Raw genomic sequence first — 22,741 nt, 5'->3', positions numbered from 1 at the left:
AAGAAAATCACCAAAACTAACTTGTATAGTTATAATCATATTTTATCATTTACTAATATTTTTTAAAGTTTTTTCCCCATTTTATGAAAAATGATTTATTTATAGTATGAAGGGAGGTGGAGATGATGAATAAAGAGTTTGATGGCAAAACATTAATCTTAGTACTAGATAATGGTGTTGATGGAAAAGGAAATCCAGTCTACTCAAGAAAATCAATCAAAAATATTCGTGAGACTGCAACTGAACAACAAATATATGATGTTGGTAATAGTTTAGCTCCTTTATTTTCACAACCTATTTCTAACATTTGTGTTGATGAAGATTACGTTTTAGCTGCAATTTAATTTCTTAATTAATTAATGAATAGGAGGTGAGAATAAATGACAGACAAAAAATTACAATTAGTTTTTATGGCTGAAAATAATAAAACATTCACACTCAACATTGATGAACCAAAAGAACCAATTGATGAACTAAGCATAAAACAAGCGATGAATACTATCATCACTAATGATGTGATTAATAGTAAAAATGGTGCTTTAGTCGCAATCAAAGGTGCTTATTTTGTAACAAGAACCGTTGATGAAATTACTTTACCATAATTATAATAATAGGGTTGTGGTAAACAACTAATTTAAATTTGCTTATAGCCTCTATTACTGGCCAGCGCCTAAGACGCTGGCTTTCCCTATATTCAATCTACTATTACTTTTGTGGATCAATGCACTCTTCCCTTCTAGATACCACATAAAAACAGTTATTTTTGGTGGAAATAGACAATATGATTTATTGATATATAATGACTATAAAATGGATGTTTTAGTTAACTACGACTGTACTTCAATAGGATAGTTTGCTATTTACTTTCACATATGTTATAATTATTAAGGTAGAGAAGTAAAATCTGTGAGTATCTGGTATATGAGTATATCTATGCATTATGCGGAGATATATAAGTCTACTCTTAATAGAGAAATCAGAAATGAAAATCGTTTTTATAAGAACTGGGGCTTGTTCAGGATCAATAATAGGTAATGAACTATATTACTTTTAGTGATATAATGTGAGTATTTTTAATGCGAAACTTAAGCACTCTAACTCTTTACATAAAGAGTTAGGGTGCTTTTTATTTTCATAAGGAGTTGATTATTTGAAAAAAATCACAAACGCAGTTGAAAAATTACACGAGAGAAATTTTAAAAAATATGGATTAGATATGAATATTTTTGTATCTGTTATATCCGCTATGTTAGTATTTACCTTTATTTTTATTACAGTGATGTTCCCTGAATCTACAGCTAATAGTTTTGATATTGCGAAAACGTGGGTTACTACCAAATTTAATCTATGGTTTATTATGGTGTTGAATACAACATTGATATTATTAATATTTCTTACATTTACAAGATATGGAAAAATCATCATAGGTTATCCAGGTGATAAACCTCAATTCAGTCGTTTTTCATGGTACGCAATGTTATTTAGTGCAGGGATTGGTATTGGTATATTCTTTTATGGTATTGCTGAGCCAATTTACCATTTAAATATTCCAAAGGGACTTCAATCAGGAAATTATGATCCTTTAAAAGTAATGTTTTTACATTGGGGATTCCATCCTTGGGCTATTTATTCACTAGTTGCAATTGGTATTGGTTACTTTAGTTTTAATAAAGGATTACCTGTAACGATAAGAAGTTTATTCTATCCAGTAATAAAAGAAAAAATATATGGTATTTGGGGAGATATTATTGATACCATTGCAGTATTAAGTGTCCTATTTGGACTATCTACTTCTCTAGGGCTTGGTGCAAGACAGATTAATGCTGGGTTTAATTCCGTTTTTAATCTTCCTATATCAAGTAATGTACAGATAATCTTAATTATTATAATTACATTTGTTGCAACATTATCTGTTGTTAGTGGTATTTCAAAGGGAATTAAGTTACTTAGTGAAATTAATATAAGATTAAGTGCAGTTTTATTGTTTATAATCTTAATAATTGGTCCAACAGGTTTTATTTTAAAAGATTATATTTTTGCATTTACGACATATATTTTAGAATTTTTCAAAATAGGAACTTATGTTGCAAAAGATACACAAGATATTATTTGGCAAAGTGGATGGACAATATTTTACTGGGCATGGTGGTTTAGTTGGAGTCCTTTTGTGGGATTATTTATCGCTAGAATTTCTAGAGGTCGATCTATTAGAGAAATTGTTTTAGGTGTAACTATTATTCCAACTATAGTAATTACATTCGTAATGACAATTCTTGGTTCATCTGGTTTATACTTAAATGAAATAAAAGATGGTATTATGACTGAAGCAATTAACAATGACTTAGCAACTAGTTTATTTGTTATGATTAATAATTTAACAACAAATAATTTTTTAATCACTTTATTAAGCTTAGTTGCATTATTTGCAATCATTCTATTCTTTGTTACTTCAAGTGATTCTGGTAGTTTAGTTGTTGATAACTTAACAAGTGGAGGTAAGCTGAATTCTCCAAAAACCCAACGAGTATTTTGGGCGTGTATGGAAGGATTTATTGCTGCAGCTGTTTTAGTTTTGGGTGGTAGTAAAGCACTTAACACATTACAATCAATCATTATTATAACTGGTTTACCTTTCTCAATAATGATAGTAACAATCTTAATATCATTAGTAAAACAACTAAGAGAAGATTACCCAGTAGAACAATCACTCATTACAACGAAACTGAAGTTTCAGAATAAAAATACAGATTAATCATAAGGAAACTCTTGATTTCATAAGTTTTTATTCTTTATTGGTATTTATGTTTTTATAATATAAATTATAAAAGAGTTATCCATTATGGGAAACTTATCTTCTAGAATATAAAGAGGGTTGTAAATTCATCAAAAATAACATTTTAATGGATTTACAACCTCTTTTTTATTATTGGGCTTTAAGGTGTTTCATTTGCCAATAGCCCTATTTTTAATCGTACATTATGATATTATTCATCTTCAAATTCATTCGCTACTGGTGATATAACTTGATATACAATGTTAATCCCTTGATTTTTTTCAAGAATTAACTGTAAGAGATTATTAAAATATTTAAATTCTTCATAAGATATTTTATACTTAGAAATAAAAACATCAATGGTTTCATTATTTTTTATCATTAGTTCTTTGAGTTTAATACTACTATTATTAGTTGTTGGTATGAATACCTTTTGTCCTTTTAATAACTTAAATTTTTTGAGATCATTTAGTTGCTCAAATTCTTTAAATGAAGAATTGTATTTTTCGATAATCTTGTGAATAGTATCACCAGGTTTTGTTTTGTATAAGCTACTCACTACATATACAATCCCCTTTTACAATCTCTCTATAATACAATATGCCTAAGCGAAAAATCCGCTTAGGCATTAAAATTAGTTATTGACAAAAGTTTGAAGATAAATCGATGTCTTTCTTAAATAAGTTAATTCTTCATCTTTTTTCATATAATCATATAAGGAAGCATCCAAAGATATTGCTTGAACTAAATCATCCACCGCTTTTTTATTTTCTTCTAATAAAGCATAACTACATGCACGATTATAATACAATACCGCTACTTTTGGATGAGAACGTATTCCCATAGAATAGACCTTAACTGCTTCTTTTAAATCGTTTTTATCGTCTTTATATAGAATTGCTAAATTTAAATAAGTAAACGCATGTTTAGTAGACAATTCGATTGACTTTAAATAATTTTCTTCACTTAATTCAATTTGATTAAGTTTTCTATAAACTACCCCTAAATTGAAATATAGGAGATGATTTTCAGTGTTTAATGTTTCTGCTTTTTTAAATAAGGATAGAGCTAATTCATCTTGATTTAAACTTTCATATAAAGAACCTAAATTTAAATAGGCATAAAAGTAAGTAGGATTTTGTTCTATAACATTTTGATAATGATAAATCGCTAGCATTGTCTCTTTTTGTTCATCATAAAGATTCGCTAGAAAGAAGTGTGCTTGGTAATAATGTTCATCAAGTCGAATTGCTTCTTTATAATAAGCAATTGCTTCGTCAAATTGTTTCATATTATCAAATATGGTTGCTAATCCATAATAAGCTATTGGATTATTTACATCATAATCTAACACTTTATGATAATATCGCTTTGCATTTTCATAATCCCCTAGTTCATCATAAATCAATGCGATATCAATTAGTAAGCTTTGAGAATGATTAATAATCTTTTCCGCCTCTAAATAGTAATTTAAAGCAAGATGTAATTGTTTATTTTTATAAGCTTTTTGAGCGTTTAAAAGGAGTTCTTGAAGATTCATAAGTATCACCCATTTAATCATAACTGAAATACATTTATTGTCAAGAAAGTATAACACATATCGTAAATTTATTTTTTTCTTTATATATAATATTAAGTAAATAAAGATAAAGTTATGTATTTAAATAAAAATTTTCGAATATAAAAAAGGCATAAATCCATTGATTTATGCTTTTTTATAATAAATTAAAATATATAATAAAATACCCTCTTGGATGAATTTTCATCTCCACCCCTCACTATAATAAAACACCATTTGAAATAAAACAACCATTTTAAACGTACTAGCATAAAAAAATGATTGGTCTACTATACAAGTAATCAAATAATGATTTTATGCAAAAAATGTGACCATTTTTTGAGATGAATAGTGGTATTAAATTAATTTTTATCATCTAATCGATATTTACTAATTATTTTTTCAGCTACTTTAATTCCGTCTATTGCACTTGATGTTATCCCACCAGCATAACCAGCACCTTCACCAGTTGGATATAATCCTGAAACATTAATACTTTCTAAATTATGGACATCCCTAAGGATTCGAATTGGTGAAGAAGTTCTTGTTTCAACCCCTGTTAGTACTGCATCTTCTAAAGAAAAACCGTGTAATTTTTTATTTAACTCAATAATTGCTTCTCGAAGTGCAAAAGCAATGTTTTCAGAAAATAAGGTATTTAAATTACTAAATTTATACCCAATTGGATAACTTGGTTTAACGAAACCTAATTTAATTGAAGATCTGTTTTTCAAAAAATCATCTACAAGTTGTATCGGTGCATTATAATCATTCCCACCTAGATGAAAAGCCTTTTCTTCTAACTTTTGCTGAAAATACATCCCACTAAGTGGATGATCATCTTCAAAATCTTCTGAGTCTACTGTGCAAACTAATGCACTATTCGCATTGACTTGATCCCGTTTGTATTCACTCATCCCATTAACAACAACCGTATTTTCCTCGCTACTACTTGGAACAACCATACCACCTGGACACATACAGAAAGTATAAACACTTTTCCTGTTAGAAGCATGGTATGTTAATTTATATTCAGCAGCACCTAATTTAGGATATTGACAATATTTATTACCATATTGGGCTTTATTAATTAATAATTGAGGATGTTCAATACGTACCCCTACCGCAAAAGCTTTTTGTTTGATATGAATTCCTTTTTGATAAAGCATCGAAAAAGTATCTCGAGCACTATGACCAATCGCTAAAATTAGATCATTAACTTTGATTGTTTCATTATTAACAACAATCTCTTGTATTTTTCCATTCTTTATTAAGATATCATTTAATTTTGAATTAAAATAGATTTCTCCACCATTTGAAATGATCTTCTCTCGGATATTCTTAACTACCCCCACTAATACATCTGTCCCTATATGCGGGTTATAAGCAGTTAATATATCAGGATTAGCACCATGATCAACAAAGGCTTGTAAGACGTATTGACTTCTTAAATCTTTGACACGCGTGTTTAATTTCCCATCAGAAAAAGTTCCAGCTCCTCCCTCACCAAATTGGATATTTGATTCAGGGTTAAGTACTCTATTTTCCCAAAAATTTTGAATTGTATTAATTCTTGAATTGACTTCCTCTCCTCGTTCAAAAATAATTGGTTTTAATCCCATCTGTGAAAGCAATAATCCTGCAAACATTCCAGAAGGACCAAATCCGATAATAACTGGACGATGATGAAGTGGTTTATTTCCATAAGGGGGTAGGCAGTAATTAACTTGTGGTGATTTAACTAAATTCTTTTTTACCTTATTTAACACTTTCTTTTCATTTTTTAAAGAGACATCTAGTACATAAACAAAATATATTTGATCCTTTCTCCTAGCGTCAATCGACTTTTTTATGATATTATAGTGTATTAAATCACGTTGATTTATTTTCAGGAATTCGCAAATTTTCTTTTCCAAATTTTCTTCTTCTACTTTAATTTTTAATGATAATAATCTTAACAAATAAATCACTCTTTCATGTTTTTTCAACTATATTATAACAAAAATTTGATAAAAAACTAATAAAAGTAATAAAAATCTGAAAAGAGCTTTATCTTTCACTAAGTCTCATTTAAAATGTATAATATTTGACTTAAGGAGTAGTGTATGATATACTTTTTGAAATTGAATTAATATAATTAAAGCATGTATCAAAGGTAATCAAGAACTTAATATAGAAGTAAAAAAGAGATGAAGAACATGCGATTCAAACTATATTCTTTTAGGATGAATCTTTATGTTCTTTCTTTATTATATTTCACCATCTTCAATAAATGGTATTGAAAGCGCTTACTATCAAAACTGTTAAATACTATAAAGAAAAATTTGATTATTTGAGAAGTAAACAAAATGTGAAAAAGGGAGGAGCATTTGATGAGTAAAGAAAAAAAGAGCAAAAAATTTAAAAAAACAAGAAATTTTTATTTAGAGTTATTAAAAGATCCTGTTTTAATAGGCATGTTAATCGGTGTCGTAATATTATTTGTAGCAATCTTTATATGGTTTCCTAATGGAAGAGAAAGAATTAATAATATAAATTTCACTGATTATCTTGAAAATGTTTTCAAAATACTTATAGCAGCAATTTTGGGTGGATTAATTGGATTAGAGAGAGGAAATAAAAATAGACCTGCTGGCTTACGAACACATACTTTAGTTTCAGTTGGTGCTTGTATCGTAATGATTACCTCTTTCGATATTTTCGAAAGATACCATCACCTTGGGAATTTTGATCCAGCAAGATTAGGAGCACAAGTAATTAGTGGCATAGGATTTTTAGGCGCTGGTACTATTATTAGAAATGGTATTAATGTTAAAGGATTAACGACAGCAGCTAGCCTATGGGTTGTTGCTTGTATAGGTCTAACTGTTGGATCTGGGATGTATTTGATAAGTATTTCAGCAGCGATTATTGTTTATTTTACCTTGTTTGCTTTAGGAAACTTTGAATTAAGACATATGATGAAGAATTCAAATATGAAAATAAATGTATTAACTAAGGACAAATCTGGTCAAATCGGAGAAATTGGGAATGTACTTGGACGATTAAATATTAAAATAGCAAATATTGAGATTCAAAGATATAATGAAAATGAAAATGATTTAGATGAAGAGGAAATCTTAATAACATTTACACTTATGGTACCTTATACAGTCAATACAGATTTCATGCTCGAAGAAATAAAACGACTTGATGATTCTATCGATGTAGAAGTATGTGAAAACTTAATAATTACTTAAAGAATTAACAAAAGCAAGGGGATAATCTAATGAAAATTATTGCTCACAGAGGAGCTTCAGGCTATGCTCCTGAAAACACATTGGCAGCATTTAAATTAGCACTTGAACAAAAATGTGATGGATTAGAATTTGATGTGCAAATGACTAAGGATGAAGAAATCATTATTTGTCATGACTATAGGGTAGACAGAACTACAAACGGCACAGGACATATTAAGGATTTAACACTATCTGAACTTAAAACACTTGACGCTGGTTCTTGGTTTGATAAAAAATTTACTGGTGAAAAAATACCTACTTTAGAAGAAGTTTTCGAAATTGTACCACCAGGTATTTTAATGAATATCGAAATAAAGAATCTAGCAAAAGAAAGAAGAGATATTGAACAAAAAGTTGTAGATTTAGTTTTAAAACATAATCGTATGGATGATGTTATTATTTCATCATTTGATCATTTAAGTTTAAAGACTGTTAGGGAAATTAATAAGGATATCAAGATTGGTTTCTTAATTTATTCATACCTACTTGAACCTTGGACGTATTTTAAGAAATGTGGTATTGATGCATACAGTATTCATCCAGCTGAAGAATATTTGAATGAAGATTTTGTTTTAAATGCGCATAAAAATAATTATAAGATATTATGTTATACGGTTAATGACAAAAACACTGCTACTACAATGGATAAAATGGGTGTGGATGCGATAATCTCAAATTACCCTGATATACTAGCTAAATAAAATCATTAAAAAGACTATTTGGCATGTATAGACTAATTAACCTCTTTTTCTTAGTAATCAAGTAATTTAATTAATATCTCTATTATCTACTTTCATAATAAAAAACAGGTCATCACTAATGACCTGTTTTCTTTATGCTAAATTATTATACTAACTTAATTGGATTATATCTTCTTCACTTCTATTTATTAGTGATAGAAAATCTTTAATGTCAATCGGTTTAGATAAATAAAATCCTTGTATATACATAGCACCTAATTGTTGAAGATAATCCAATTGCTCTTTGGTTTCAACTCCTTCAACAATTACATCACATCCTATGTCTTTAGAAAATTGAAGAATACTTTTAATAAACAACTGACATTTTTGATTATTAAATGCACTTGAAATAAATCGCTTATCTAATTTAATATGATCATAAGAAAGATAGGTTAAATTACGAACTGAAGAAAACCCCATTCCAAAATCATCTAAGTATATTTCAATCCCTAGTGCTTGTAAATTTTCAATCAATTTATTTATTTTAGATTCATTTTTAATAAAATATTGCTCTGTGATTTCTATACCAATTTGATTCCCGCTAATGTCATATTTTATTAATAATGATTTAATTTCTGCATAAACATCAATATACTCAATTGTTTTCGGGGTTAAGTTTATTGTAAATCTGATAGAAGAAGGAATCCTATCTTGATATTTATTTATATAGTAAATAACTTTTTCAATAATTTTTCTTTCTAATAAGATAATTAACTTTGATTTAAGCGCAGTTTCAAATATTTTATCTAATGGAAACTTTTCAGTATAAATTAACGCTTCTAAAGAAACGATTTCATTTTTTGTGATATCATAAATTGGTTGAAATCTTAAAGGGACTAAATCTTCTTTAATTATTTTTTCGAGATAATTCTCAATTTTCTTTTCATCTAAAAGAATTTTATAATAATTTTTATCAAAATAACTATAGTTTAGAAAATTATCATTTTTCGCTCTATACATACTAATATCCGCACGTTTTAATAAAGTTGTTTTATTTTTACTATCTTTAGGATAAAATGCTATCCCAATACTTGGGGTAATTATAATCTGGTAATTATCATGATTAAAAGGCGGTTCCAAACATTCAAAAATTAAATTAATCACTTTATCAGTTTCTTTAATAGTTGTTAAGTATGGAAAAATCAACGCAAATTCATCCCCGGATAAGCGATAAAAATCAAAATCATAAAGCCTTTCTAACTCATTCTTAATTCTTTGTGAAAATTCTTTTAGGATGTAATCACCGAATAAATGTCCAAAATTATCATTGATGATTTTAAAACTATTAAGGTCCATTAAAAATAAAGAAAAGGGGACTTGATAACTAATTAAAAATTGAATATCTTTCTCATAATAATTCCTATTTTTCAAATGAGTGGTACTATCATAATAAGCTAAGAGATGTAATTTTTTATCAAGTTCTACTTGTTTTGTAATATTCCTAATTAGGGCCAAACGCATATTTTTATTTCTAAAACTAAAAATACCATACTCTTTCACCCAGATTAATTTATTTTTTACTTTGAACCGATAAATTACTTCATAAGTTTTGTTATCCTTACGTTTATTTTCTAGTACTTGAATCATTTTTTTACGGTCTTGTAAATTAATCTGTTGATAAAAATTATCTAAAGAAATACATTGATTGACACATAATAGTCTCTTTGCTTGTTCAGAAAATGAAATAGATTGTTCATTAACGAAATAAACACCATTATCACTACAATCAATTACTTCAATTAATTCTTTATCGAAATCATGATGATATTCTTTAAGAAAATCGATAATCTCTATTGTGCTTTCTTTTGCAACTTTCATACAATCACCTCTTAGTTAATTTGATATTATCATAATATATATACTAAACTAAATTTACTAAAATCAAAATTACATGGAAAAAAATAAGAAAATTTTCGATTATATATTATTAACAATTACGCTTTTAAAACGTTTAATATCAACGGGTTTTGGTAAATAATCTTTCATCCCAATAAATAAATATTCATCAATTTGTTCAGAAAATGCATTAGCTGTTAATGCAATAATAGGAATATCTTTATATCTACTCATCGATTTAATAATTTTTGTTGCTTTAATACCATTCATATTTGGCATTTGAATGTCCATCAGAATAAGATCATATTCTCCATCTCTACACATATTAACCGCTTCTTGTCCATCAGAGGCTATATCGATATCTTTCTTATTGAATACAGAAAAGATTTCTTTCATAAAGATTTGGTTAATCAAATTATCCTCAGCTACAAGAATTCGTTTATCTCTAATTTTTTCAATAAATTCTTCATTATCGACATCTACAATACTTGTTATATTTGTTTTTTCTTGATTACTGATTTTAAATTTCGTAATAAATGAGAAAATAGAACCTACATTTTCTTTACTTGTTACATTGATATCTCCACCCATTAAACGAATTAAGTCACGGGCAATTGTTAGACCTAAACCAGTTCCAATTTGTTTACTATTATGATTATCTACTTGAACAAAAGGTATAAAAATTGTATCTATTTTATCTTTTGGAATTCCAACTCCAGTATCAGTGATGATATAGTCAAGTAAAATTGAATCATTTGTATAACCAAACGCCTCAACTTCTAATTTAACACTACCTTTATTGGTAAATTTAATCGCGTTACTACATAAATTAATTAAGATTTGTTTTAATCTTGTACTATCAATCTCTAAATAGTGTGGAATTTGAGGATCAATTGAATAGGTAAATTCAATATTCTTCTTTTCAGCTTGTATGCTTAATAAATCATACATTTCTTTAATAACTTGAACAATTTGTGTTGGCTTTTCATGTAGCTCAAATTGTTTAGATTCAATTTTTGATAAATCTAATATATCATTAACCTTTTGTAATAGTATATCTGAAGAATTATTAATACAATCAAAATATTCTTCAACTTTTTTTTGATTATTGAATCCTATTTTCTTTGTTAATTGAGCATATCCAATAATTGAATTTAATGGAGTTCTCATTTCATGTGACATATTCGCTAAAAATAAGGATTTAGATTTATTACTTTCTTGTGCTTGTTTTAAATCATTTTTCATTCCTTGAATTATGTTTTCATAATTCTTTTTATTATATGAGAATATTTTTTTAAACTCAACTAAGATTGCCGCAAATTCCATATAATCTGCCTGAGATTCATTAATAGAACTTATATAATTATGATCTTTATCTTCTAAGCTCTCAACTTCATAGATAAAACGCTCATATGGTTTCCTAATAATTTGAATACTTTTAAAATAATATAAGAAAAATAAAATAACTAGAGTAACTAAAGAAATTACGATGGGAATAATAGAACTAGAAATAACGTTATTAAATACTTCATTTTGTGACATTTGTGTAATAAAATAGTAGGATTGATTAAAATAATCCACTTTATTATAATAATTAAAACACTCACCTTTAAAAAATGGAGTAAATCCTGCTTCTTTATTTTCAGGAATGTCTACGTTATTAGAAATATGTATAAGATTGTTTTCACTTACCCCTTGAATAATGAATTGATTATCAAGTAGATCATCCATACTACCTTGAGAAATAAAATAAATAAAGTACTCATTTGAATTATATTTATTAATAATCGTTAAATAATTCTTATCTAATTGATTGGTAAGAATATTTTGATTCTGTAAATTTAAATTATTTAAAATATCAAAATTATAATTTTCGATTGAGGTATCTTTAATGTAGGCATATTCAAGTTTTTCTTGAGAATTCACTATAAGGAAATTATTAAAATAATGATTTTCTTTGAAAAAAATGTCTAATAACTGTTCGTCGGTTTCTGTTAAAAAAGGAGTGTTTTTTCCTGGAATGACTACACTAAGTTTAAATCCGATTAATTCATGAACTTGTGTATTATATGAGCTAAAATGGTCGATATGTTTATCAATAATATTTTGAGCAACTTGATTTTGTTGTTGTAATTTACGTTTTGCATTATCTAATTCATTGAAGCAGTTAATGATAAAAAAGGATATTAAAAATACAGTATAAATAATGACAATCTGTATAAACATTGTTCTATTTAAATGCTTATGAATACTACGCATAACAACCCCTCCAATATTATGCTACCATTTGACACTTTATTGTCTATTATAACATCAAATTCTGTAAAATTCTGTCAGAATAGATAATAAATACCTATTTTATATTATACTAAATGTTCAATTAAAATTATAGTCTTTTTAAAAAAGAGAATGTACAAATAATTATATAATATGTTATAATATAATTATTTAACGGAGGTAATTATGAATAACGAATTAAAAACAAATGATGTTCCAAATAAACTTTTACTAATACTTACCTACTTTTTTTCAATGTATATTTTAGCCATTGTTATTGGAACCATAACATTTTTTACATTAAGAACCCTATATCCTAATAATCCTAATAATAAAACATTGATGCTTACTTTAACTAATTTGTTGGTTTATGCCATCATGTCATTCATTTTTATATTTATTTTAAAAAATTACTATTCAAATCAGTTTCAAGCATTTAAAAAGAAATTTGCTTTTTTCCTTGCTATAGCTATCGCAAGTTGGATATGTAGTCTATTCCTAAATGTTGTTATTGAACAAATAATGGAATTATTGAATTTTAAATCAAGAGCATCACAAAATCAAGAAGCGATTATTGAATCTTTTAAATATCCTTTACTAGCAATCCCAATGATTATTTTTGGTGCTCCTATTGTTGAAGAAACCATTTTTAGAGGTGTCATCTTCAACTTTGCAAGAAATTTAAAACTTCCTTATAAAATAAATATTATTTTAGCGTTTATTCTTAGTTCTACTCTATTTGGTTTAATTCATGTTTTTAGCGCTTATTTATCAACCGGTGACTCATCTGAGTTACTTCTAGGAATATCCTATGCTGCAGCTGGTTTTGTATTAACCCTTGTATATTATCTAACTAATAATATATTTGTACCTATGCTAATGCATTTTATTCAAAATAGTTTTTCAGTCATTATTATTCTCTTATATCCATTACTTCAGACAGAACCACCAACAAAAATTGTTTATATTTTAGCACAACTTATTCATATAATATAGATTCAAATGTAAAAAACAATATAAACTACATTATAAAAACCTATAGATTCAAATGGTATACCATTGTGTCATCTATAGGTTTTTTTATTTTTCTATTTTAGAAATGATTGATATTGTTTAAACGGTACCTCAAATATTTTTGTCGATTTACGGGAGAATACATCTTTTTCTTTCCCCTCGTTTGTCTTTGATTGATAAAGTAATTTTAAATTTTTAGTATCAATTGTAGCTGTGTCATCCTTAGTAGCTAAATTATGAACAATTAGTAAGGCTTCTTTATCTTCTTCACTGACTCTTAAAAACATAACCATATTCGCACTACTAGATTTTACAGCGAAAAAGTCACCCTTTGATAAAGCTTTATGATCATTTCGCATTTCTATTAAGGTTTTATAATGATTATAAATAGAATCTGAATCTTTTATTTGCTCATTAGCACTTGGAATATCTTGATTAATCTCACTACTAATCCAATGGGTATTATATCCTGTTTCTTTATCAGTCCATTTAAATGGTAATCGAATATATTCATCAGGCTTATCACCCTTCATACCGATTTCCTCTCCATAATATATGAAGGGATTACCTTTTAAAGTAAATAACATTTCTGATGCTAATTTAACTAATGTTATACTATTAAGTTTTGTCATGAGTCTTGTTTGATCGTGATTGGTTAAAAATGGTGCGTCAATTCCTTGGTCTGAAAAATTCTCTATCGCCTCAAGCATTTGTTGAATCTGTTTAGCATAATACAAATCACCAGACTTTTTGGTCGTACTGATTATTTTTTCAGCTAAATCGAAATTAAAATTAGAATCAATTCCTTGATAGAACGCAGCAACAGTTGATTGAGATGTCCAAACCTCTCCTACTAGATAAACATCTTTTTTAATTTTACGTAACTCATTTCGATATTCTTTCCAAAAATTAATATTCGCACTTAATAAATCTTCACTCTTATTGTATAGTTCATCTCTTGTAAATAGATGTAATGCAGCATCAAAGCGGAATCCATCGACACCTTTGTCTAACCAAAATTTCGCACTCTCTACCATTTCTTTTAGTACTTCAGGGTTATCAAAATTTAAATCTGGCATCTGATCCCAAAAATAAGCATAGTAATAATCATCGGTTAAGCCAGCATTTATACGATTAGAATACCATGGTCCTGTTTTTGTTTCTGTTTTTGATTTAAAACGATAAAAATCACGAAATGAACTGTTAGTATTTTTTGCCTGTATAAACCATGGATGCTTACTACTAGTATGGTTAATCACAAAATCAATAATAATTTTTATATCTCTATTATGTGCTTCCTTAATTAAATTTTCAAAATCACTCATTGAACCATATTGACTATTAACATTTTTATAATCAGTTACATCATATCCGTGATAACTAGGAGAAGGAAAAATTGGCATTAACCATATACCTCTTATCCCTAAGTCTTTTAGATAATCTAATTTTTGTGTAATTCCATTAAAATCTCCTATCCCATCACTATTAGAGTCAGCGAATGATCGAACAAAAATTTCATAATATACTCTACCTTCATGTGATTGAACAGTTGTACGAGGATAACATGAGACTAAAATAAATATACTCAAGAATGAAAAGAGTAATAAGAATCTTTTTTTCATATTAACTTCCTTCTTTTTTAGAATAATTTAATCAATTTTTACTGATAGAGTATTAGAAACACAATATATAAAACAACTAGATGAAGGGGATAGTATATATAAAATAAGTACTTAATACGATATCCTCTTCGATTATTATAAAGAATGATTAAAATCCAACTTAATAAAGCATAATATTGTATTGGTGAATCATAAATATAATTATATATAAAAGAAAGTATCACTTGTAAAATAATTGGAATATAAAAACCATGTCGATAAAAATGAAAACTGAAAATAAATAAAATGCCATACCAACCATAATCAAAATTTAATAGAGATGCAATTAAAAGTACTATTGAAATCGATAAAACTCTTATGATAAAATGGAATTTACTATCAGAAATAAGCAATACTAACAAACCAAAACTTAGTGTAAAAAAAATATTTCTAGAAGCATCTATTTCAACAAATAAAGATATACCTTGCATGGCACCTTCTATTAATAATCCAAATATTAATAATCTCAAAAAGTAATGTATCTTACTCTTTGTATAATTGTATCCTTGATAGATGAGAAAAGCGAATATAGGAAAAGCAAGTCTACCAATAATTCTAAAAATATCTCCAAATTCAAAAATTAATCCAATATGGTCAATAGTCATGAATAATAACGCAAAAATTTTTAAGTCAAAGTTACTCAATAATTTCATATTTCCCCACCTTATTATTATTCTCAATTTTATCAATCTATATGAAAAAAAGTCTATGATATCTCTATTTTACAATATTCAATCATAAAATAATAGAGATATCAATAGACTATTTAAACAATTTATAAAAACACTAGATAAATAGTAAGCCGATTTGGTAAACCAAGAAACTGACAAAATAAGCAATCGAAAAAGTAAATAACAAAGAGTATAGAGTAAATCGTAAAGATTTTGTCTCTTGGTGAATGGTTCCGACTGTTGCTAGACATGGTAAATATAATAAACTAAATACCATAAAACTAAACGCACTTAATCCTGTAAACGCAGTAGATACAGCTGCTTCTCCTCCATAAATAACTATCATAGAAGAGAAAATTAATTCCTTCGCTAAAAAGCCAACAATTAGACTACTAGTTGCCTCCCAAGAACCAAACCCAATTGGGATAAATAATGGTGCAAAAAAATTACCTAAATACGCTAAAAAACTACTATCTTGCGTATGGGCAACACCTGAGGGTCCAATGTATTGTAAAAACCATAACATGATGGTTCCTAATAATATAAATTTACCAGCCTTCTTTATAAAATCCATAATCATTAACTTTGTTTGACGATAGACATTACGACCACTAGGAAGACGATAAGGTGGGATTTCTATAATAAATTGATTTGTAGAATTTTTGAATATTGAAAGTGATAATAGTTTAGCAGAAATAAGTGCAACTAGGGTTCCAATTACATACATACTTAATATCACTAACGCTTTATGTTGTTTGAAAAAAATTGAGGCAAGTAATGCATAGACAGGAATTCTTGCTGAACAACTCATAAAAGGGATAATTAAGATGGTAAGCAATCTTTCTTTTTTATCAGAAATTGTTCTAGTCGCCATAATCGCAGGAACATTACATCCAATCCCTGTTACTAAAGGAACAATTGATTTCCCATTTAAACCAAATTTAGATAATAGGGTATCAAGCATTATTGCTACCCGCGTCATGTATCCAGTACTTTCTAAAATAGCTAATAGAAAGAATAAAATTCCAATTTGAGGAACAAATACTAGAACGCCACCCACGCCACTAATAACTCCATCTAAAACTAGACTCATAACCATTCCATCTTCTTTAGCACCCATAATAAGAAGTAAATTGGAGATGAGTGGTGATAAGTGATTAGATATTAGGTAGTCAATTCCATCACTTAAATAAGTTCCAAAAAAATCAAATGTTAGAAAATATATACTGAACATTACAAAAAGAAAAAAGAAAAAACCTAAGATGGGATGTGTTACCCAATCATCTATACGATGATTAATCATTTTCTTTTGATTTATATCATTTACAGTCATTAAACTTTGTTGAACTACTTTATTAATAAATTCGCGACGATAGTTAAAAATAGCACCTTTTAATGAAAAAGCATCTTTATTACTAATAATCTCTTCTTCACAATTTTTTGTAATCAATTCAACTTGAAGTGGGTTTATACCTTCAATATTTTCTAATATCCCTTGATTTCCCTCTAATATTTGAATCGCTAACCACCGATTTAATATTTTATTATCTTGTTTTTTCATAAGATCCATTAATTCTGAAATCGCATTTTCAATCGTTTTTCCATAGTATAATTGAAATGGTTCTTGTTTTTCTATTTCTTCTAAGTGATTTACTAGATTATCAACACCCTCTTTTGTTCTTGCTGATAAACTAAATACATGACATTTTAATTTTTCACTTAATTTTAAATGATCAATTTTTTTTCCAGATTGTTTTAATTCATCTATCATATTAAGTCCAATAACAACTGGGCTTCCTAATTCTAACAACTGAATTGTTAAATGAAGGTTCCTTTTTAAATGGGTTGAATCTACAATATTAACAATTCCATCATATGTATCGTTTAATAATGAATAGGTGACGATTCCCTCATCTTCACTATTTGGAGAAACACTATATGTTCCAGGTAAATCAATTAACTGACCATATTTAAATTTTCCAATTTTTTTGTCAACTGTAATTCCACCATAATTCCCTACATGGGCATAGGTATCACTCATTAAATTAAATACTGATGATTTTCCGACATTAGGGTTTCCAATTAATAAATACTGCATAACATCACCTTTTTTAATTATTATTTTGAACTATAATCATCCTTGCATATTTTTGTCGTATGCATATTTCTACATCATCAACTTCAATAATATATAATTGATTAAAATTTACTTTATTAAGTAATTTAATTTTCGCATAAGGTGCTATACCCAAATCCATAAAACGATGGCGAGTTGATTTATCGATCGTTTCCATATCAATTATTATCCCTGTTTCACCGATTGACATATTAAAAATTGATTTATATTGGTTCATTCTACCACCTCTAACTGATAATGGTTATCATTTACTACTATATTATAGTGATTATTTCCCTTAATGTCAAACAATATCAGAAATTTTCTATATTAAATGCATGAGGCAAATCTTTTTCTTATATACATTAATATAAGATTAATAAAATATGGTGATAATATGATAAAAATCCTTAAAAACTTAACGGTTGCATTGTTTATAATTCTTTCTATTATATTTATGATTATTGAAACAGAATATGTTATGATTGGTGTTAAAACTGCGATAATGTTATGGGCAACACGGGTATTCCCTATTCTTTTTCCATTTTATATATTTAGTTCTTTAGCTGTTCGCTATGGTGTTGCACATTTGATAGGCGATTTAATCAAACCTATTACAAGGAGATTATTTAAAACATCATCAATTAGCGGTTTTATTTTTTTCATGTCTTTATTATCAGGTAATCCCTCTAGTGCGATTATTATTTCTCAAGTTTATGAGGATGGTTCGATAACAAAAACAGAAGCACAACATTTATTATCTTTTTGTGTCTTTGTCAATCCTATTTTTTGCATTGGTACGATTGGATATGCTTATTTTCATAATGTAACGATTGGATATGTTATTTTAATAAGCCATATAGCTGCTAATATTTTAATTGGAATTCTCATGCGTTATAATATAAAAACAAATTATCAAGATGAATATTCTCTAAAAGAAGCCTATGCTAAAATGGTAAAACATAAAAATAAACATAAAACAAGTTTTGGTGAAACGATTACTACTATTTTGCAAAGTGGAATGAACACCATGTTTTTAATCGGAGGATTCATGATATTTTATAACCTCATCATTGTAATGATTACCTCATCACAATTTATTAAATATTCTTATCAGTATATTTTTCATTTATTTGATATTCAATATAAAACATATAATGCTTTTTTTATCGGTATTTTTGAAATGGTATTAGGGGTTGATAATGTGATAAAAAGTTCATTTCCTACTCGAATTGCAACAACCTTTATCACAATGTTAATCTCCTTTGGTGGTTTATCGATACATTCACAAATTCAAAGTATATTATTAAAAATCAAGTTAAAGTATCTTCCATTCTTTATATCACGATTAGCTCAAATGATATTTAGTGGGGTTATTGCTTATTATTTATTTCCATATTTCTATCAAGAGAAAATTATCAGTACTTTCTATATATATCATTTACATATTGAAGAAAAAAATATACTTTTACTCTCAATATTATTATTATTAATAACATATTTTGTTTTAATTACACTAAAGAAAAATATAAAAAAAGTATAATAATAAAAATCCAATCTATTAAATTTATAGATTGGATTTTTAACTATTTATTTAATTTTTGATACACTTGATTAGCAACAAACGGTGGAACAAACTTAGATATATCACCGTTAAACCGAGCAATTTCTTTTACCATACTAGATGAAAAATAGGAATACTCAGTTTTAGTCATCATAAATACTGTATCTACCTCAGGATTTAATAGTAAATTTGTTGATGCCATTTGTAATTCATATTCAAAATCAGTGACAGCTCTTAACCCTCTTAATAAAGAAGTTGCTTTCATTTCTTTAGCGAAAGATGAAATCAATTGATCACAAACAACCACTTTAACATTCTGATAATTAACCGTTGCTTTTTCTAACATAGCTTTTCTTTCATCAATAGAAAATAAACTATCTTTTGAGATATTTTTAGAAATCGCAATTAATAAAGTATCAAATATTTTACTTCCTCTTTCAATTAAATCTAAATGTCCATAAGTTAAAGGATCAAATGATCCTGGATACATTCCAATTTTATTCAATTCTATCACCACACTTTTTATATATTGATATTTTGGTTATCCCATAAATATACTCTTTTTCTAATTGTAATCCTTTATACTTAACTAAAAGTTCTGATTCTTTCAAACATTCTACTATTATCGTCGCTTCATCGTTTAATAAATCATAATCTTCTAATTTAGTTAATACTTCATTTATTTTTTGTTTTTGATAAGGTGGATCTAGAAAAACATAATCAAATTGATATTTTTTATTAGATAACATCGTGAGTGCTTTAAAGGAATCCATTTTAAATATTTCACATTGTGATTCAATATTTAATGTTTTAATGTTATCTTTGATTACTTGATGAGCTAAAAAATCTCTATCAATAAATACACAAGAATCTAGACCCCGACTGATTGCTTCAATCCCTAAATTTCCACTACCTGCATATAAATCAAGACCAATGCCTCCTGTAAAATACTGACCCAATGCATTGAAAACTGATTCTTTTACTTTATCTAGTGTTGGTCTAGTTTTCTTTCCCGGAACTGCTTTGACAGTCCTTCCACGTAATGTACCGGATACAATTCTCATAAAATCACCACGCTTTTATTATTATCTATTTTACCATAATTCACCATGAATGCCCATCATTTTGATAATTTATAATCCTTTAGAGAAAATAAAAGGAGCATTTGATATTATACCTATATAGTAGACACGAAATAAAAAAGTGTTGGTTATGTAGGTATTTTATTTTATAATAGAGAAAGTTGAAGACGGGAGTAATAATAATGAGTAAAATAAGTATTAAAGAATATATTAAAGAACATCGTCAAGAATTGGAACAGAATCCTAATGTGCTTAAGGTAGGTAAGATACTTCAATATACCCCTAAATTTAAGATTAAGGCTGTAGAGATGAGAAAACAAGGATATCCAATGAGGGAAATATTCGAACTAAATAAACTACCATTTAATAAAGATAAAAATGATATGTATGTACTAAAGTGGATAAAGCAATATGATGAACAAGGAAAAGAATCCTTCTATAAGAAAAATAGAGGTCGTAATAAAAATGGCAAATCAGGACGACCAAAGAAAGAAATAGAATTATCTAGTGATGAAAAAGTACTGATCCAAGAGAAATTAATAGAAGTCCTAAGAAAAGAAAATGAAGAATTAAAAAAAGAATACAGGCTAGGAAAGGAAGTGAAACAAAGCGGAAATGAGTTTAAAATTAAGCCTACTCAAGATATTTTCCGTTATATACATAAATTAAAAGATCAAGTTAAAATATCCATTGAGTTATTATGTAAATATTATGAAGTATCTCGATCAGGTTATTATAAGTGGGTTAAAACAATACCTAATAGACAAAAAAGAGAAGAACAGGATTACGCTGATTTTGTAGTTATAAAAAACATGGTTAAAACATAATAAGAAGCATGGATACTTAAGAATAAATATGGATTTAAAAAACGATGAAGGCATTGTCATGAATCCTAAGAAGATTTATAGACTAATGAAGAAATATGGAATACGAGCTGAAATACGTAAGGTAAACCCTTATTTAGGGATTATGCAGGCAAATAAGGAACACAATTATTTTGAAAACAAATTAGATAGACAGTTTGATGTTAAAGAGCCAGATACTGTATTTGTGACCGACATAACTTATTTAATCTATGGTAACCAAAGATATTATTTATCTGTCGTTAAAGAGCTTTGTACGAGAGAAATAGTGGCTTGGAAGCTATCTAGAGGATTAAGTTTAAATTTATCACTTGAAATAATTGATCAACTTGTTAAAAAATACGGAAAGAAAAAGTTGAAAAACACCATGATTCATTCAGACCAAGGTGTTCATTATACAAATCCGTCATATGTAAATAAATTGAAAGAATTAAATATAATACAATCTATGTCTAGAAGAGGTAATTGCCTGGATAACGCTAAAATGGAAACATTCTTTGGTCATTTCAAAGATGAATGTGATTATCAACAGGCTAAAGACTTTTATGAGTTATATAAAATTGTTGATAACTATATGAGATATTATAACTGTAAGAGATATCAATGGACATTAAATAAGATGGCCCCTACTCAATATAGAAACCATCTTAAAGCAGCTTAATGAAATTTTTACTTTTTTTATTTCTGTCTACTTGACAGGTGTAAGTTCAATTGCTCCTTTTATTATTAATATTGTTTACGGTAAAATTCTTTTTGATTAGCATCTTCAAATGCATTAAAATAGTCAAGAATTTCAATCGCAAAATCTATAAATGCATTCCCTAATGCGGTAATAATGTTTTGATCTCTTACTACTTTTTCTCTAATGAAGTGGTCCCAATTAAAGAAATCTTCTAGATTATCATTTGCTAAAGATTCTTTTGTAAGAGTTGTTGTAAATTGTACCTCATTTAATACACCTGCATTTGCTAAAAATTGCGGTCCTGCGCATATTGCACATAAAAGTTTCTTTTCTGTATTTAACTTTTCAATTAACGTTTTAAGATTTGGTGTTAATTCTCGCTCCCAACCACCTGGGATAATTAAACCATCGATATCTTCTAAAGATAACGCCTCAGAAACTGTCATATGCGGTTGGTACTGAAGTCCTGAATAAGCTTTTACTGTCTTATTTTCATTACTAATAGTTATCACTTCTTTTTTTAACCATATCATCGTTGTTGTCGCAAAAGTCATTTCAAAATCAGCCATTTGATTATATAAATAGATTAATATTTTTCCCATGTATTCCCTCCTTGTTCTAAGTTG

The 22,741-nt window shown here is 27.4% G+C and carries 21 protein-coding genes; 9 read left to right on the top strand and 12 right to left on the bottom strand.

The genetic code is table 11. The annotated features are described in order from the left end of the window. The first annotated feature begins 122 nt into the window (after nt 1-122). From KHQ81_04135 to KHQ81_04125, 3 genes are all read left to right on the top strand, one after another. Nucleotides 123-344 carry a DUF1659 domain-containing protein gene (locus tag KHQ81_04135; GenBank protein QVK18907.1) on the top strand — a complete coding sequence of 74 codons (222 nt, stop codon included), beginning with the start codon at nt 123-125 and terminating at the stop codon, nt 342-344. A 36-nt stretch (nt 345-380) separates the two neighbouring features. Next, a complete protein-coding gene (locus tag KHQ81_04130; GenBank protein ID QVK18906.1) occupies nt 381-602 on the top strand; it encodes a DUF2922 domain-containing protein in 222 nt (73 codons plus the stop codon). 548 nt (nt 603-1,150) lie between these two features. Next, nucleotides 1,151-2,752, top strand: coding sequence for a BCCT family transporter (locus KHQ81_04125; protein ID QVK18905.1), 1,602 nt, complete (start codon nt 1,151-1,153; stop codon nt 2,750-2,752). Between the two features lie 232 nt (nt 2,753-2,984). Here KHQ81_04125 and KHQ81_04120 read toward each other — a convergent pair whose 3' ends face one another. The 3 genes from KHQ81_04120 to KHQ81_04110 form a co-directional block, all read right to left on the bottom strand. Then, the gene (locus KHQ81_04120; protein ID QVK18904.1) at nt 2,985-3,332 is read right to left on the bottom strand and encodes a LysM peptidoglycan-binding domain-containing protein; all 348 of its coding nucleotides are present in this window, start codon (nt 3,330-3,332) and stop codon (nt 2,985-2,987) included. 75 nt (nt 3,333-3,407) lie between these two features. Beyond that, nucleotides 3,408-4,313, bottom strand: coding sequence for a tetratricopeptide repeat protein (locus tag KHQ81_04115; GenBank protein QVK18903.1), 906 nt, complete (start codon nt 4,311-4,313; stop codon nt 3,408-3,410). Nucleotides 4,314-4,693: 380 nt separating this feature from the next. Continuing rightward, nucleotides 4,694-6,292, bottom strand: a complete 1,599-nt coding sequence (locus KHQ81_04110) for a hypothetical protein (GenBank protein QVK18902.1) — start codon at nt 6,290-6,292, stop codon at nt 4,694-4,696. Nucleotides 6,293-6,787: 495 nt separating this feature from the next. On the opposite strand from KHQ81_04110, the gene KHQ81_04105 reads away from it, so the two are divergent. Both KHQ81_04105 and KHQ81_04100 read left to right on the top strand, forming a co-directional pair. Beyond that, nucleotides 6,788-7,570, top strand: a complete 783-nt coding sequence (locus KHQ81_04105; GenBank protein ID QVK19548.1) for an MgtC/SapB family protein — start codon at nt 6,788-6,790, stop codon at nt 7,568-7,570. A 29-nt stretch (nt 7,571-7,599) separates the two neighbouring features. Beyond that, complete coding sequence (locus KHQ81_04100) at nt 7,600-8,310, top strand: glycerophosphodiester phosphodiesterase (protein QVK18901.1); 711 nt, start codon at nt 7,600-7,602, stop codon at nt 8,308-8,310. Nucleotides 8,311-8,460: 150 nt separating this feature from the next. Here KHQ81_04100 and KHQ81_04095 read toward each other — a convergent pair whose 3' ends face one another. Continuing rightward, the gene (locus KHQ81_04095; protein ID QVK18900.1) at nt 8,461-10,167 is read right to left on the bottom strand and encodes an EAL domain-containing protein; all 1,707 of its coding nucleotides are present in this window, start codon (nt 10,165-10,167) and stop codon (nt 8,461-8,463) included. A gap of 99 nt (nt 10,168-10,266) precedes the next feature. Next, entirely contained in the window at nt 10,267-12,444 is a 2,178-nt protein-coding gene (locus tag KHQ81_04090; GenBank protein QVK18899.1) for a response regulator, read from the bottom strand. 204 nt (nt 12,445-12,648) lie between these two features. On the opposite strand from KHQ81_04090, the gene KHQ81_04085 reads away from it, so the two are divergent. Further along, nucleotides 12,649-13,458, top strand: a complete 810-nt coding sequence (locus KHQ81_04085; protein ID QVK18898.1) for a CPBP family intramembrane metalloprotease — start codon at nt 12,649-12,651, stop codon at nt 13,456-13,458. A gap of 92 nt (nt 13,459-13,550) precedes the next feature. Here the strand turns inward: KHQ81_04085 and KHQ81_04080 are convergent, their stop codons facing one another. The 4 genes from KHQ81_04080 to KHQ81_04065 all read right to left on the bottom strand — a co-directional run bounded on the left by KHQ81_04080 (nt 13,551) and on the right by KHQ81_04065 (nt 18,162). Next, complete coding sequence (locus KHQ81_04080; GenBank protein ID QVK18897.1) at nt 13,551-15,098, bottom strand: alpha-amylase; 1,548 nt, start codon at nt 15,096-15,098, stop codon at nt 13,551-13,553. 38 nt (nt 15,099-15,136) lie between these two features. Then, nucleotides 15,137-15,790 carry a hypothetical protein gene (locus KHQ81_04075; protein ID QVK18896.1) on the bottom strand — a complete coding sequence of 218 codons (654 nt, stop codon included), beginning with the start codon at nt 15,788-15,790 and terminating at the stop codon, nt 15,137-15,139. Between the two features lie 133 nt (nt 15,791-15,923). Then, entirely contained in the window at nt 15,924-17,906 is a 1,983-nt protein-coding gene (feoB, locus tag KHQ81_04070; GenBank protein QVK18895.1) for a ferrous iron transport protein B, read from the bottom strand. A gap of 13 nt (nt 17,907-17,919) precedes the next feature. Continuing rightward, nucleotides 17,920-18,162 carry a ferrous iron transport protein A gene (locus tag KHQ81_04065; protein QVK18894.1) on the bottom strand — a complete coding sequence of 81 codons (243 nt, stop codon included), beginning with the start codon at nt 18,160-18,162 and terminating at the stop codon, nt 17,920-17,922. Between the two features lie 159 nt (nt 18,163-18,321). On the opposite strand from KHQ81_04065, the gene KHQ81_04060 reads away from it, so the two are divergent. Next, nucleotides 18,322-19,467 carry a hypothetical protein gene (locus KHQ81_04060; GenBank protein ID QVK18893.1) on the top strand — a complete coding sequence of 382 codons (1,146 nt, stop codon included), beginning with the start codon at nt 18,322-18,324 and terminating at the stop codon, nt 19,465-19,467. A gap of 43 nt (nt 19,468-19,510) precedes the next feature. On the opposite strand, the gene coaD is transcribed toward KHQ81_04060, so the two are convergent. Together coaD and rsmD are read right to left on the bottom strand one after the other, a co-directional pair. Next, the gene (gene coaD, locus KHQ81_04055; protein QVK19547.1) at nt 19,511-19,978 is read right to left on the bottom strand and encodes a pantetheine-phosphate adenylyltransferase; all 468 of its coding nucleotides are present in this window, start codon (nt 19,976-19,978) and stop codon (nt 19,511-19,513) included. 7 nt (nt 19,979-19,985) lie between these two features. Then, nucleotides 19,986-20,552: a 16S rRNA (guanine(966)-N(2))-methyltransferase RsmD gene (gene rsmD / locus KHQ81_04050; protein QVK18892.1), complete on the bottom strand. Its 567-nt coding sequence runs from the start codon at nt 20,550-20,552 to the stop codon at nt 19,986-19,988. A 200-nt stretch (nt 20,553-20,752) separates the two neighbouring features. On the opposite strand from rsmD, the gene KHQ81_04045 reads away from it, so the two are divergent. Next, nucleotides 20,753-21,397: a hypothetical protein gene (locus KHQ81_04045; GenBank protein QVK18891.1), complete on the top strand. Its 645-nt coding sequence runs from the start codon at nt 20,753-20,755 to the stop codon at nt 21,395-21,397. A 28-nt stretch (nt 21,398-21,425) separates the two neighbouring features. After that, nucleotides 21,426-22,094: an IS3 family transposase gene (locus tag KHQ81_04040; protein ID QVK19546.1), complete on the top strand. Its 669-nt coding sequence runs from the start codon at nt 21,426-21,428 to the stop codon at nt 22,092-22,094. 65 nt (nt 22,095-22,159) lie between these two features. On the opposite strand, the gene KHQ81_04035 is transcribed toward KHQ81_04040, so the two are convergent. Next, entirely contained in the window at nt 22,160-22,717 is a 558-nt protein-coding gene (locus KHQ81_04035; protein QVK18890.1) for a DJ-1/PfpI family protein, read from the bottom strand. Nucleotides 22,718-22,741: the final 24 nt, after the last annotated feature.

The organism is Mycoplasmatota bacterium, from assembly GCA_018394295.1.
Taxonomy (GTDB): domain Bacteria; phylum Bacillota_I; class Bacilli_A; order Haloplasmatales; family Haloplasmataceae; genus JAENYC01.
The sequence above is the reverse complement of the archived record's forward strand: the minus strand, read 5'-3'. Positions and strand labels throughout refer to the sequence as shown.